The sequence below is a fragment of the Wohlfahrtiimonas larvae genome, assembly GCF_002006755.1.
In the GTDB taxonomy this organism is placed as follows: Bacteria; Pseudomonadota; Gammaproteobacteria; order Cardiobacteriales; family Wohlfahrtiimonadaceae; genus Wohlfahrtiimonas; species Wohlfahrtiimonas larvae.
In genome coordinates this window covers 1-14,512 of the sequence record NZ_MVDO01000060.1, presented here as the reverse complement: position 1 = coordinate 14,512, position 14,512 = coordinate 1, and the positions used below count along the sequence as shown (strand labels likewise).

Annotated in this window: 13 protein-coding genes and 6 tRNA genes; 4 read left to right on the top strand and 15 right to left on the bottom strand. The window is 35.8% G+C overall.

The window, feature by feature from the left end; genetic code table 11:
- Both BZK14_RS04030 and BZK14_RS04025 read left to right on the top strand, forming a co-directional pair.
- Positions 1–1,244 (top strand): efflux RND transporter periplasmic adaptor subunit (locus BZK14_RS04030; RefSeq protein ID WP_245831150.1); only part of this gene is annotated, 1,244 nt, incomplete at its 5' end.
- Positions 1,245–1,248: 4 nt separating this feature from the next.
- Complete coding sequence (locus BZK14_RS04025) at positions 1,249–3,210, top strand: MacB family efflux pump subunit (protein WP_077925297.1); 1,962 nt, start codon at positions 1,249–1,251, stop codon at positions 3,208–3,210.
- Positions 3,211–3,268: 58 nt separating this feature from the next.
- Here the strand turns inward: BZK14_RS04025 and BZK14_RS04020 are convergent, their stop codons facing one another.
- The 15 genes from BZK14_RS04020 to BZK14_RS03950 form a co-directional block, all read right to left on the bottom strand.
- Positions 3,269–4,918, bottom strand: coding sequence for a FecR family protein (locus tag BZK14_RS04020; RefSeq protein ID WP_077925296.1), 1,650 nt, complete (start codon positions 4,916–4,918; stop codon positions 3,269–3,271).
- Positions 4,919–4,951: 33 nt separating this feature from the next.
- Positions 4,952–5,728 carry a lipid asymmetry maintenance ABC transporter permease subunit MlaE gene (gene mlaE, locus BZK14_RS04015; protein ID WP_077925295.1) on the bottom strand — a complete coding sequence of 259 codons (777 nt, stop codon included), beginning with the start codon at positions 5,726–5,728 and terminating at the stop codon, positions 4,952–4,954.
- Positions 5,725–6,516, bottom strand: coding sequence for an ABC transporter ATP-binding protein (locus BZK14_RS04010; RefSeq protein WP_077925294.1), 792 nt, complete (start codon positions 6,514–6,516; stop codon positions 5,725–5,727). The genes mlaE and BZK14_RS04010 overlap by 4 nt, the downstream gene beginning before the upstream one ends.
- Before the next feature lie 8 nt (positions 6,517–6,524).
- Complete coding sequence (locus tag BZK14_RS04005; RefSeq protein WP_077925293.1) at positions 6,525–8,309, bottom strand: FimL-related protein; 1,785 nt, start codon at positions 8,307–8,309, stop codon at positions 6,525–6,527.
- Positions 8,310–8,311: 2 nt separating this feature from the next.
- Entirely contained in the window at positions 8,312–9,826 is a 1,515-nt protein-coding gene (locus BZK14_RS04000; protein ID WP_245831149.1) for a hypothetical protein, read from the bottom strand.
- A gap of 14 nt (positions 9,827–9,840) precedes the next feature.
- Positions 9,841–10,212, bottom strand: a complete 372-nt coding sequence (locus BZK14_RS03995) for a response regulator (protein ID WP_077925291.1) — start codon at positions 10,210–10,212, stop codon at positions 9,841–9,843.
- Between the two features lie 72 nt (positions 10,213–10,284).
- Positions 10,285–10,797 carry a ribosome biogenesis factor YjgA gene (gene yjgA, locus BZK14_RS03990; protein ID WP_077925290.1) on the bottom strand — a complete coding sequence of 171 codons (513 nt, stop codon included), beginning with the start codon at positions 10,795–10,797 and terminating at the stop codon, positions 10,285–10,287.
- A gap of 54 nt (positions 10,798–10,851) precedes the next feature.
- A tRNA-Glu gene (locus tag BZK14_RS03985) sits at positions 10,852–10,927 on the bottom strand.
- 61 nt (positions 10,928–10,988) lie between these two features.
- Positions 10,989–11,064, bottom strand: a tRNA-Glu gene (locus BZK14_RS03980).
- A 68-nt stretch (positions 11,065–11,132) separates the two neighbouring features.
- A tRNA-Glu gene (locus BZK14_RS03975) sits at positions 11,133–11,208 on the bottom strand.
- A 61-nt stretch (positions 11,209–11,269) separates the two neighbouring features.
- Positions 11,270–11,345, bottom strand: a tRNA-Glu gene (locus BZK14_RS03970).
- A gap of 8 nt (positions 11,346–11,353) precedes the next feature.
- A tRNA-Ala gene (locus BZK14_RS03965) sits at positions 11,354–11,429 on the bottom strand.
- A gap of 44 nt (positions 11,430–11,473) precedes the next feature.
- A tRNA-Glu gene (locus tag BZK14_RS03960) sits at positions 11,474–11,549 on the bottom strand.
- Positions 11,550–11,625: 76 nt separating this feature from the next.
- Positions 11,626–12,060, bottom strand: coding sequence for an RNA polymerase-binding protein DksA (dksA, locus tag BZK14_RS03955; protein ID WP_077925289.1), 435 nt, complete (start codon positions 12,058–12,060; stop codon positions 11,626–11,628).
- Between the two features lie 104 nt (positions 12,061–12,164).
- Positions 12,165–12,455 (bottom strand): hypothetical protein, encoded by a 291-nt coding sequence (locus BZK14_RS03950; protein ID WP_077925288.1) that lies wholly within the window; start codon positions 12,453–12,455, stop codon positions 12,165–12,167.
- 115 nt (positions 12,456–12,570) lie between these two features.
- Here BZK14_RS03950 and pyrC point away from each other — a divergent pair, with 115 nt between their 5' ends.
- Positions 12,571–13,608, top strand: a complete 1,038-nt coding sequence (gene pyrC / locus BZK14_RS03945) for a dihydroorotase (protein ID WP_077925287.1) — start codon at positions 12,571–12,573, stop codon at positions 13,606–13,608.
- Positions 13,609–13,610: 2 nt separating this feature from the next.
- Positions 13,611–14,408: a hypothetical protein gene (locus BZK14_RS03940; RefSeq protein ID WP_077925286.1), complete on the top strand. Its 798-nt coding sequence runs from the start codon at positions 13,611–13,613 to the stop codon at positions 14,406–14,408.
- The last annotated feature ends 104 nt before the right edge of the window (positions 14,409–14,512 follow it).

Below are 14,512 nucleotides of genomic sequence, written 5' to 3'. Positions count from 1 at the left end.
GACGGCTCTTCTTTATGAAAATCAAGAATTTTAAAACTGTGATTTTTTTAATTATCACACTCTCTATTATTGGCTTTATTATCTACAAAAAATACTTTATACAACAGCCGATTAGCTATTTAACAGAACCTGTTAAAAAACAAAATTTAGATGTCACTATTTTAGCAGATGGAAAACTTGAAGCCTCACAACAAGTTGAAGTCGGAGCACAGGTTTCAGGACAAATAAAAAAACTACACGTCAATTTAGGAGATTCTGTTAAAAAGGGAGAACTCATTGCTGAAATTGATGATTTGCCCCAAAAAAATGCTGTCAAAGATGGTGAGGCTAGACTCAAAAATGTTGAAGCATCTAAAGTTGCAAAACAAGCACAAATCGTTAATGCTCGCATTACATTACAAAGACAAAAGAACCTGATCAGCCAAAAAGCAACCACACAATCAGAGGTTGATATTGCAGAAGCAAATCTATTAGTTCTTGAAGCAGAACTAGATGCATTAGATGCCCAAATTGCACAAGCTAAAATTGCTTTAGACACTGCAAAATTAGATTTAACCTATACAAAAATTGTCGCCCCCATTGATGGTGTAGTGGTTGCAACTGTTGTCAAGGAAGGCCAAACGGTTAACTCTGCACAAACAGCACCCACCATTGTTAAAATTGCTGACTTAGACGTAATGAACATTAAGGCTCAAATATCTGAAGCTGATATTACAAAAATACAGCCAGGTATGAAAGCTTACTTTTCTATTCTGGGCGAGCCTAAAAATAGATATCCTGCTTTGCTTGAATCAACCGAGCCTGCACCTGAAAAATTCCAAACAACCACAGGTAATACAGCAACAACAGCAAGCACAGAAGCAATCTATTATAATGGCATTCTAAAAGTTGATAATAAGCAGCATCTATTTCGTATTGATATGACAACGCAAGTTTATATCATTGTTGATAGCGTTAAAGATAAATTAGTCATTTCTACTATGGCTACTCGCTTTAAGCCTTCAAATATAGCATTACCAGAAACATTACCTAAAACTCGAGATCAAGATGGTAACAAAGAAGCATATGTTTGGGTGCAAGAAAAGAATGGCCAAATAACACATAGAAAAGTTATTTTAGGCATTAGCAATAATATTTATACAGAAGTGATCTCAGGACTAGAAGGTGATGAACAAATTGTTCTTTCAGAGTCTTTCAGTGAAGACATTAAAAATGGTCCCAATCGTATGCCACGTATGAGGTAAGCAAATGTCACTCATTGAACTAAAAAATATTACGAGATCTTTTAAATCAGGAGAGACGTCAATACAAATTTTAAAAGGCATTGATCTAACTATTCAAGAAGGTGAGATGGTTGCTATTATTGGTGCCTCAGGTTCAGGGAAATCAACATTAATGAATATATTAGGATGTTTAGATAAAGCATCCTCTGGTGATTATATATTCCACGGTGAAAATATTGGACAATATGAAGATGATCAATTGGCTAAGTTACGCCGTGAACATTTTGGCTTTATTTTTCAACGTTATCATCTTTTATCTACACTCAATGCCGAAGGCAATGCTGAAGTACCTGCTATCTATGCTGGTTTTTCCCCAATACAACGCAAATCACGTGCAGAGGCATTACTTGCAGCACTGGGATTACAAGAACGTCTAAAATACTATCCAACACAATTATCAGGTGGACAACAACAACGTGTAAGTATTGCTCGTGCACTGATGAATGGTGGAGAAGTCATTTTAGCTGATGAACCAACAGGTGCACTAGATAGTGAAAGTGGCCAACAAGTACTAAAAATATTACAAGAGCTTAATCAAGCAGGTCATACAATTATTCTTGTCACACATGATAAAGATGTCGCCAACCATGCAACAAGAATCATTGAGTTAAAAGATGGAGAAGTATTAGAAGATCGACCTAATACACCTCCTCCTATTCAAACTTCTAATCATGAACCAGTTCATCTACCACAACTCAGTCAGAAAAAAAATACAGAGTGGTTATTACTGTTAGATCGTATTATCAATGCATTTAGAATGGCCCTTATTTCCATGTCTATGCAACGTATGCGAACATTTTTAACCATGTTAGGTATCATCATTGGTATCGCTTCGGTTGTTCTTGTGATCGCTTTAGGCCAAGGAACCATGAATCAAATTCTGAGTAATATTAATTCTATGGGTACCAGCACATTAACCATTTACCCTGGTAGTGGCTTTGGTGATGCACGTTCAGGCCGAGTACGGAGCTTAACACCGAATGACGTCAATTTTCTCAGTGAACAATCCTTTATCAAAAATGTTACACCTGTTGTCAATACCACAGCATTGGCTCGCTTTGGCAATTTAGAAAAGAATGTTTCCGTGATGGGTGTCGGCACACAATATTTTGATACTGAAGGCTATACTCCATCTGAAGGAATTTTCTTTGATGAAGAAAGCGAAGAAAATCTCAGTTTAGATGTCGTCATTGATGAAGCAACAAGGGATGAGCTCTTTGCTGACCATACTAACCCGATCGGTGAAGTCATCACACTCAATCGTTTACCTATGCGAGTCATTGGTATTGCAACATCGAAAAACCAACGATCTGGTGGATATAGCAATTTAACTGTTTTCATGCCCTATTCTACTGCTATGAAACGATTATTAGGACAAAGTTATCTCCGCAATATTACAGTCACAGTACACGATCATATCAATATGAAACTTGCAGAACAAACTTTAACAACCTTAATGATTCAATTACATGGCGCAAAAGATTTCTTTATATTTACAGCAGATTCATTCAAAGAACTCGTAGAAGAAACGACATTTGTTATGCGATTCTTGATCTTCTCTATTGCCATGATTTCATTGGTTGTCGGTGGTATTGGTGTTATGAATATCATGTTAGTTTCTGTTGCTGAACGAACTAAAGAAATTGGCATGCGCATGGCAGTAGGTGCACGAAAAAGCGATATCTCTATGCAGTTTTTAATCGAAGCTGTCTTAGTTTGTCTTTTAGGTGGTTGTGCTGGTATTTTAGTTGCGTACATTGCAGGCTATGGCATTAACCAATTAGAGCTAGATTTAAGTGTTGGTTTCTCATTAATATCAATCGTTGTTGCAATAGGTGCATCCACCGCAATTGGTGTGATATTTGGTTATTTTCCTGCGCGCAGAGCTGCACAATTAGCTCCCATTGAGGCACTAGAAAGATCATAAAATAAAGGCTCTCTTTCATAAGAAGAGAGCCTTTATTAACCAATATCATACCCAAATATTAAGGTTTAATCTTTTCTGAAACTGATTGTATATCTAAAACTTCAAATTGATGAGGTAAACCCCATTCACTCACATAACCATCACTGGCTGTAGATTGAATTCTAAAAAAGTAAATTCCAGGTACTAAATTCTCAACGAATAATTGATTATCTGATAATGACTGTTCTAATAAAACTTTTTCAAAAGCAATATTATCAGAAATCTGAATCAGATACTGAGTCCCTTCTTCTAAAGCTGCCCATTCTAATTGAATGTCCGCAGTTTTAACATTAGCCTTTTCTAAATTTGGATCTTCTAATAGAATTCTAAAATCCTTAATCGCTGAAAATGGTCCACGTTTTCCATTTTCATCAATCGATGCGACGCGCCAAAAATAAATACCTGATAATAAGTCCTCAGGCTTATAAGTTGGTTCCGACAAATTATCTGCATCAATCACGATATCTCTAAAATTATTATCTCTTGCAACTTGTAGATAAAAAGTTTTTGCCTCATCATTGGCTTTATCCCACGTAAACGTTAAATGGCGCAATAGAACCTTTTCATCTTGTGCAGGCGTTGTAAGCACAGCAGCAAAAGGACGAGCATTTAAAATAAACTCATACTTCCCGGGCTGGCCTGTTACACCGTTTTGATCAATAGCACTAATCATTGCTTGATAACGACCATCAGGCAAGTCATTACCTAATAATACATTACCTTCTGAGCGCATGCTAGAAACTGCATCTTGTTCGTCACTCCCCACAGGAATAATTTTTGTAGCATAACCTGTAACATTATCAATTGCTTCTACATCAATTTTAATTGGTACTGCTTCAATTAATTGAGGAAAATTAGCAAATTCAGGTGCTGGCAACATTTCGACCTGCTTACTTTCACCATCTTTAGAAATAATGATCGCTTGACCTGCTACTAATTCTGCCACGGCATCACTTTGTGCTTTTGTAGCAACTTTACCTGTGACAACTTCAGTCACGCTATCTTCATTATCAAATCCCATCCGAAACACTGTGCCTCGTACAGAAGTGGTTGCAGTTGCAGTTTTGACTTCATAATTTGTATTAGAAATTGGGCTCGAATATACTCGATTCTCTAAACGACCTTTATCCAATTGCAATTTAATATCACTTAAAGAACCATCCCCTAATGCGATTAAATCATTCAAAATAAGCTCACTATTGCTTTGTAACAATAAACGAGAACCATCTTTAAATAAAATTGTCGCTAAACCATCATCGCCCGTTAGAATTACATCACCTGTGACTAAAACTAAATTATCTTTCTCTGTAAAATCTTGGCCAAATTCTAAAGTCTGTTGATTACTATTAACCACCTTCACAGCACCAATAGCACTCACTAAAGTTGCCGTTGACTGGTTAGTTTTTAACCATTTTCTAGGTACTTTAATTAAAGTACCTGGTTCAATATAATCATCATTTGGGAGTTGATTGATTTTCTTTAAGTCTATCCATAATTTAATGCTATGTAGATGGCGCTGTGCGATATTCCACAAACTATCACCTGGAATAGTCTTATATAGAAAAATATCCTCATCAGATTGAGTTTGATCTACCTCTGCCGAGGCAACAGAAAACAGTAACGCTAATGCCACCATCATTTGAAGCCATATTTTAATTATAGTTTTCATAATTTTTATCCTTTGTACCTATTATGCTAATATTTATTTAAATAATAATGCTGTTAGTAAAAAGTCTGCTGCTAATACAAATAATGAGGCTTTCACCACTGTTGCCGTAGTTGAATTAGCGATACCACTTGAAGTCGCACCACCCACTAAACCTTCACGCAATGCAACTAAATTACAAATCAATCCAAATACTATACTTTTTATAATGACACCATTAAAAATATCATCATAAAAAACAACAGATGATTGCATCTGTGACCAATAACCACCGCCATCTAAACCCAACACGTCAACTGCAATATAATAACTTCCTAAAATACCAATATCTGAAAACAAAATTGTCAATATTGGCACAACAATAATACCAGCCATTAAACGTGGTAATAAAATATAACGGTACGGATCCACAGCCATCATTTCATAACTCGACCATTGCTCTGTAGCTCTCATTAGACCGATTTCGGCCGTTAATGATGAACATGCCCGCCCTGTATATAATAGCGCAGTAAACACTGATGCTAACTCACGAAAGAGCGCCAATGCTGTAACTGTCCCCACGGAAGCTTCTGCACCAAAACGTACCAAGTTCACATAACCTTGAAAGGCTAATACCATACCGATAAATAGCCCTGATAGTAAGATTATAGGTAATGACAAAATACCTAATTGATAGACTTGACGAACAAATAAACTTGGCTTCTGAAATAGATAGGTAAAATGGCGGATGATCGCAAAAAAGAAAACAACGCTATCTCCTAACGAACTGATCAACCGTATTGTTTTTTGCCCAATTGCTTCAATAAACTTCATGATAATAACTCATCCTTCAAAGCAGTTGTGGGTAAATTAAATGGCACAGGCCCATCTGATAAACCTTGTATGAACTGTTGAACCCAAATATTTTGATCAGCTTTGATCTCTTCTGCAGTACCATGTGCAATAATTTTACCACCGCTTAAAATGTAAACGTAATCGGCAATACTTAGTACTTCTTCAACATCATGAGAAACAATAATACTAGTTAAATCCAAAGCATCATTCAGATTTTTAATCAAACGTATTAACACACCCATAGAGATAGGATCTTGTCCTGTGAAGGGCTCATCATATAATAATAACTGAGGGTCTAAGGCGATCGCACGCGCTAAAGCAACACGGCGAGCCTGCCCTCCTGAAAGAGAGGAAGGTTTAGCATCTTTCAATGCCCTTAAGCCAACAGCCTCCAATTTCAATAGAACCAAAGTATTAATCAGCTCTTCAGACAACTGAGTATGCTCACGCAATGCAAAGGCTACATTATCAAAAACTGACATATCAGTAAATAATGCACCTGATTGAAACAATAGCCCCATTTGCTTGCGTAAATCAAATAACTGATTACGAGATAATTGTTCTAAGTTTTTCCCCATGACTGTAATCTCACCTGACTGAGGTAAAATTTGTTTAGTCATTAGTTTTAATAAAGTTGTTTTTCCTGTCCCTGACGGTCCCATTACTGCGGTAATTTTACCTTTAGGAATGGTGACAGAAATATTATCAAAAATGATACGCTGTCCAAACGATAGCGAAACATCCTTTAAGCTGATCATTTCAGACATTCAGACTCCTAACTATGCTTTTGCAAAAATGCTCTAAATTGCTCAATAATACCAATAAATGCCTGATGATATAAATCTATTTTAGCTGCATCATAATTATGATTAGTGCGCATATTATTCTCTAGTGCCGTTGCTAAGTGTACAACATCATCTAATCCCACAATATTTGCATTACCGCGAAAAGTATGTGCAATACGTATCAAATCCTCATAGGACTTTTCATCAATAGGATGTTTCATAATTTCATTAAATTCGACTTCTAGACTTCCTAAGTCATCTGAAAATGCATTAATTAGATCTTGATCAAAATCTGGCACAGTAGTAATCATTGAAATACTATCTTGATGTTTTTGTAAAATCACTTTGGCATCATGGATAACATCCTCAGCAACTTCACGATTTTCAAAATTCATATTACTAATATATTCGATCGCCAGAGTGACCTCTAATAAATCTTCTTTAGATAAAGCCACCAAAATAAATTCATCCACAAAGTATCGTGTTAAACCATGAGCAATGGACAACATTGTTTCTGCTTTAACTGTATCAAATAAGCTCTGCTGTAGTTTTTTCAACTCATCCACATCTTTATTATTCATGGTTTGCTCACGAATCTTACGATATTGAGAGACAAATAACTTTAATGCGGACTGCTTCGCACTGATATAAGCCCAATTTTTAGTTTCATTATAAGATAATGGTACCGTTTGGCTACGATGGCTCCATAAATCAGATAAAAAGGACTCTAATACCCAAAACTCACTTACTATTTCATTAAACTGAACATTGTCTACAGGAGCCTCAATTAATTGGCGGAACGATTTCAATAGATCATCAGTCAATAATGACAAGCGTTTCAATCCCATAAAACTCAAAACATTAATTAGTTTTTCTAAAAATGGCAGTGAATCTGCTAAACGTAAACGCTGGGCTTGATCTAAATAAACTCGCTCTAATTGTTCATGAATTTTGACAAGTTCATCTTTCAATGCAGATCCAAAACGCTTATAAACTAATGGTGAAATTGAATAAACATCTTGCATTAATACGTTATTCTCTATGAAATCCGTACCTTCATTTAAAGAATGGATCACTTTAACAAGATCGTCACAAATTTCTGTATCAATGTTATTTTTAGCTAACAGCTGAGACAATCTGCCATCTAGCTGCGCCAAAATTCTATGTGTATCCACATTACAAGTTTGCTCATTTTTTAATAATGCTTGCACATAAAATGATAACAATAGCCAATCTCTAGCATTCAAAACAGGTAATACTGAAGAAATATCACGACTCAATGCATTTAAAGCATTCAATGGCACTATTTTGTCTGTATTTTTTATCAATGATAACAGTTGTCGCTGATAGAGTGTTCTCAAAACCTTTAATAAGGTGACATTAATTTCATCATGAGCTTTATCATCTATATCACTGCTATAGTCAGTAACAATTTCAGCTTCAATGATCAGACCTGAATCCATAAAATCATCAATGCTTTGCTCTAAAATTAGACAATAACGTAACAAAAAGTCTTCAGCTGCATCTTCACCAAAGGCCGATAGCTCTGGTACTTTCTCCAAAGCCTGTTGTGTATAATTTACAGCCTTTTGCCAATTCAAGACCGCAAAGACATTAGAGATTTCCTCTAAAGCAATACTAATATTATCTTTTTCTTGCTCTTCATCATCTGAGTTTTCTAACAGAGTTTCTAATGTATCACGCAAACTTTGCACAATATTTTTTAACTCTTCAACCACTTCTGCATCAGTTAGTTCAATTACATTATCACTCATTATTATTCCTTCAAGTCTCTATTTAACTGATCAATTTCTGAAATAATTAACATCAATTCTTCTTCAACTTCACGGTATGCGACCACCGAGTCATTTGTATTACTGACAACATTAGAAAAAAATTCATCAATCAATAATGAACAATGTTTCATGCCAATTAATTCTTTCTTCTGTTCTGTAAAAAATTGCAGCTGACCTTTTAAAGTTGTTCTCAACTCATCTAAATTAGCATTTAGCTCCCCCTGCTTTAACAAGGATAAATCATGAGTTAAGGCTTGCTCTAAATAATCGTAAGTTCGCTCCATTTCCTTTACTAAATAATTAAAACTTGTTGCAGATTGACGAACTTCTCTACCTTTATTCAAAATACGCTCACTTTCATCATTCAAAGAAGTAATGATTGATAACTGAGGCAACAAACGATTACGCAAAATAATAAATCGCTCAACAATGGCCATAACTTCATCAATTCTCTGCCCTCTTGCATCTTTTTCTGATGCAATCGATAAACGAGATCGATTTAATCTTAAAAATAAAAATGAGAAAATAATAAAAAATAACACCGTGCCAATTGAAGCGACTAATGAAATTAAGAACACCGACTGATTAGTCACCTGAATATATGACTGTTGAGAAACATATGCGTGGTCAATCGTTGCTTGTAATAAACTTTGAATATGATCTTTTTCTTCTTGTAACCGTGTTTTCATTTGATTCAACATCATAATGCCACTAGCATCTTTAATTAGATTAGAAACGTCTCTAGCCAATTGATTAAAAATAAATTGTGATTCAATAATATTTTCTTCTTCTAGCGTTCCTTTAATGCTCTGTATCGCATCTGCTGGAGAACCCAACATTAAAACATTTAAACCTTTTTGAACTACCGATAAACTATCTGTCAGCTCTGAAATGGTTTTAATATCCATTTGTGATTGACTATTAATCATACGTGTAATATTGGCATGTAAATTAACAACTGAATTTGCCAATCGATCAATATATCTCACTGTTTCTAAACTCACAGAGCGTGCCTCTGAAAGCTGCTGAGAAACTGATAATAATGTTTGATATAAAGATTGACTTGCGCTATCTACACGCAATTTTAATTGAATGGCATCATTCATAGTATCTAGCGTAATTGATTGCTCAGACACTTGTTGCTTAAAGCCATTCCATATCACTTGAACATTATGTACTTCATCACTAGCAACACTATTTAAAATATCAGTCACACTTTGAATTTTATCCTTCAACAAGGTTTCACTTAAATGCCCACCTTGGGTTTGGACACTAATATAACTGTCGATATCTCTAATAGCATCATAAGCTTGAGACAATTTTTCAACATCCTGATTCGTTTGATATTTTGGCAAACTAATAAATGCAAAAATAATAAATCCTACTAACAAAATGCCAAAAACAAAGAAAGCCATTGCAATTTGCTTTCTTTGTTTTTCATAAGGATTATGAATTGGCTGGCTAGTAATAGTCACAGCTTCACTCTCTTCAATCACAGAAAAAACCTTTATTATTTAAATTTTTCGATGACGCTGATTAAATCATCACGAGTGAATGGCTTAGTAATAAATGCATCACAGCCTGCTAATTGACCGCGCGCTTTATCAAAAGCACCATCCTTACTAGTCAACATAATCACTGGCGTTTTAGATAGCTCTGATGGTGAACCTTTAATGATTTGACAAGTATCATATCCATCTAAATTTGGCATCATGACATCCATAAAAATTAAGTTTGGCTTAACTTCTTCTAGATGAGACAAAGCATTAAAACCATCAATCTCTGAAACAACATCAAATCCCTCCTTAGATAAGATCAATTCTGCTGTTTTACGAACAGTACTACTATCGTCAACCACCATGATTTTAAAATTATTTGCCATTGTTATATTCCATTATCTAACTTGCAGAGAAACTATTATAGGGGGTCATTATATCTATAATTTTGACTTTCACTATGCCTTTTCTTCAAATTTATCACGCAAATACCTAAATAACAAAGTTCTACTACGAGATTTTCCACCTTTTTTGATCTCGTTAATAGAATTACGAACTAATTGGCGCATATACTGAAAATCAATTTCCTCCAATTGCTCAACAATTTCATTATTAACAGAGGAATCTTGATTAAGTAAACGCTCAACTTTATTCTCTACCCACTTCTCCACCATTTTTTGCTGTTCACTGCCTGAACGCATATATTCTAATCGCTTTGCCAAGCGCGCATAATCTTCATCATCAAATTGGCGCATTAACTTACCAATTAATTGCTTCTGACGCTTTAAAGATGAATCATTACGCATCTCTTGTGCTAACAACACTGCATCTAATAAAGTATCAGGTAAATCCAAGCTCTCTAAATCATTTTTAGACAACTGAATTAAAGTCGTGCCCAATGCCTGCTTCGCATCCGCCTCTCTCTTTAATTGGCTCTTACTTGGACCATAATCAAATTCATCTTCATGCATGTTTATTTCTCCTCATAGCAAAAAGCCTGCAACAAAGTGCAGGCTTCTAAAATTTGGCGTCCCTACGGGGATTCGAACCCCGGTTGCCGCCGTGAAAGGGCAGTGTCCTAGGCCTCTAGACGATAGGGACGTATATTTTAGATTTTTATACTCCATCTAAAAGAGTTACTACTGAATCAACCAATTAAAGTTGGCGTCCCTACGGGGATTCGAACCCCGGTTGCCGCCGTGAAAGGGCAGTGTCCTAGGCCTCTAGACGATAGGGACAAATTAGGCTTTTATACTCTTCCAATGAGTTAATACTCTGCGAATCCACCAACTCACTAGAGATAAGTTGGCGTCCCTACGGGGATTCGAACCCCGGTTGCCGCCGTGAAAGGGCAGTGTCCTAGGCCTCTAGACGATAGGGACGTATATTTTAGATTTTTATACTCCATCTAAAAGAGTTACTACTGAATCAACCAATTAAAATTGGCGTCCCCACGGGGATTCGAACCCCGGTTGCCGCCGTGAAAGGGCAGTGTCCTAGGCCTCTAGACGATGGGGACATCGTACTTGGTGGAGCTAGACGGTTTCGAACCGTCGACCTCTTGCATGCCATGCAAGCGCTCTACCAGCTGAGCTATAGCCCCAGATAATCTGGTGCGCTTAACTTCAAAATCACCAACATTTAAGTTGGCGTCCCTACGGGGATTCGAACCCCGGTTGCCGCCGTGAAAGGGCAGTGTCCTAGGCCTCTAGACGATAGGGACATCTCTGTTTTGAAGTTAGTTCGTCTAACTGAGGTGATGCATAATATCAAAAAAATTCAGGGTGTCAACTTTTTTTTTACAAAACCCCAGATTTTTCTTTCTGCTCCTCAATTTCCTTACAATCGATACACAACTCAGCTGTTGGACGAGCTTCTAAACGCTTGATACCAATTTCTATCCCACATGTTTCACAATAACCATAATCATCAATTGTGAGTTTGTGCAATGTTTTCTCAATTTTAGCGAGTAACTTTCTCTCGCGATCACGCGTACGTAATTCTAAGGAAAATTCTTCTTCTTGGCTTGCACGATCATTAGGATCAGACAAAATTGTTGCGCCATCATTTTGCATATTAGAGACAGTTTTCTCACTCTCTTGCATCAATTGTGCACGCCAACCATTAAGGATGCCACGGAAATGTTCTTTCTGAGCATCATTCATATAATCTTCACCTTCAGATAAAACGTAAGGTGTGAAATTCTTAAATACGGTTGGATTATTATTATTCATTCAAAACATCTCCATCTTGCGTTGTAAATTTAGTGCAGTATCAAAGCATAAATTTAAGAAAATAGAAAGACATATGTTATGTCTTAAATCAAAAACTAAGACAATTACAACTCTTTATATTCTCCATCAATGGTTCCCTCTCTCCTTTGATTCGTATTTTGGGTACTATTTTGCTGTTGATACGCTTGCGCCTCTTGAGCACCTAACATTTTTTTAATTTTTCGTATCTTCCAATAAAGATACACATAAAAAACGACAGTAAGAATAGCACCAATTGCTAAAATTCCAAGCCCCAATGGAATGATTAAAATTAAAAAACCAATTGTCGCGAGTGCAAATAATACTTTTTGCCACAAAGATGCTGGTTTTCCATTAATTATATAGAGCTGTTTCATTTGCCCTCCTCTTGTTCATTCCTATCCGAAAAAAGGCATAGTATAGTATGCATCACCTTTTTTAAAAAAAGCTTTTACAAAATTTACGACTTCCCTTTTATCCTAGGAGTTTTTCATGACAAATCAAATGACTATCACTTTCCCTGATGATTGGCACATTCACCTTCGTGATCATGATGCGTTAAAAACTACAGTACCACATGCTGCACAAAGTTTTAAGCGCGCTATTGTTATGCCTAACACCACACCGCCTATAAAAAATCGCCAAGATGCTGAAGCTTATTATGCTCGCATCCAAAAACATATCCCTGAAGGTTCCGATTTTCAGCCACTCATGACTTTGTACTTAACGCCTGATACAACAGCTGACATCATTGAAGATGCTAAAGCTTCTGGCATTGTCCATGCTGTAAAATTATATCCAGCAGGCGTAACAACAAACTCTACAGCTGGCGTTTCTTCTTTGAGCAATCTTTATCCAGTTTTTGAAAAAATGGCTGAAATTGGATTACCTTTACTCATTCACGGAGAAGCAAGTGATCCTGAAATTGATATTTTTGATCGTGAATCAACTTTTATTGAACAAGAATTGAAACCATTGCACACAAAAATACCAACTTTAAAAATTGTGTTAGAACACATTACAACTAAAGATGCAGTCGAATTTGTTTTAGCCGCTAATAACAATGTAGGCGCAACATTAACCCCACAGCATCTTTTATTCAATCGCAACTCATTGTTATCAGGTGGCATTAAACCTCATTTATATTGTTTACCTATTTTGAAACGTGAAACTCATCGCCAAGCATTGATTGAAGCGGCAACAAGTGGCAATCCAAAATTTTTTATTGGTACAGATAGTGCACCGCATGCTCAAAGTGCTAAAGAAAGCAGCTGTGGCTGCGCAGGTTGCTACTCTGCCCTCACTGCAATTTCTCATTATGCAGAAGCATTTGAACACATGAATGCATTGGATAAATTAGAAGCATTCTTAGGCCATTATGGTGCAGACTTCTATGGTCTACCAAGAAATACAGAAATGATCACTCTTGTACGTGAAGATTGGACACCGCCAGAATCATATTCATACTTAGAGAACGAGCACTTGATTCCATTAGGCGCAAAACAAGTTTTAAAATGGAAAGTTAAATAATTTTGATCAAATATCACTCAACTGTTTTATCTTTTGATGGAACAGTTGATGATTCTTCGTCTACAATGATTGATCCAATCATCAATAGAAGAGCTAATATGGTGAAATATCGTGACCAAAAATCAAAAACAAAATTCTCGCGCTTCTTAGCATTATCACTCTGTGCATGGCTCATGATTATAGGCGTTGTAGCCACTACCCTCTTCTATTTTCAATATAAATTAAACTTTAAAACAAGTTTTACACAAGTTAGTAGCTATTTAACAATCTATCAACAGCGAGAACTCATATTCATCGCAAGCACAATATTCATTGCGCTCTTTTTACTCATTATATATATCAGGATTTTTGCATTCAAATATCATATATTAAGCCGACTGCTCTTAGCATTGATACCGACTATTTTTCTCACCGCACTATTATTACTCAGCTTTAATACTCATTTAGTATTGACAGAGTTAAATATTCCATTTGGACAAGGATTATTCACTTTTAAAAAATACTTACAAACCTTCTCCATAGACAATATATTACAAGCAATTACAACTCTACCTTATCAGCTAAATTCTATTAAAATCCCACTTTATATCATGATTTATAGTTACATCACTATGTTCACTATGATCATTATTTTACCAATACAAATCTATATTTCTAATCAGTCATTGTGGCAAAAATTTAATGCCTTACTCATTTTAGGCTTTGTAATTTTATTTAGCATCAGCGCATACTACATAATCATCCATTTCATCATTAACGATCCTTTTCTATCCTATGAGCCTTTTTTTAAACCAATATAAATACTCATGAAAGTTTTTAGTATTCTTTTTGTAATTTTGTGCCATAGCCTACTCTTTCTTGTATTTTTAAATACAGAAAAGGAATTATGGATGGCCGATTTTTC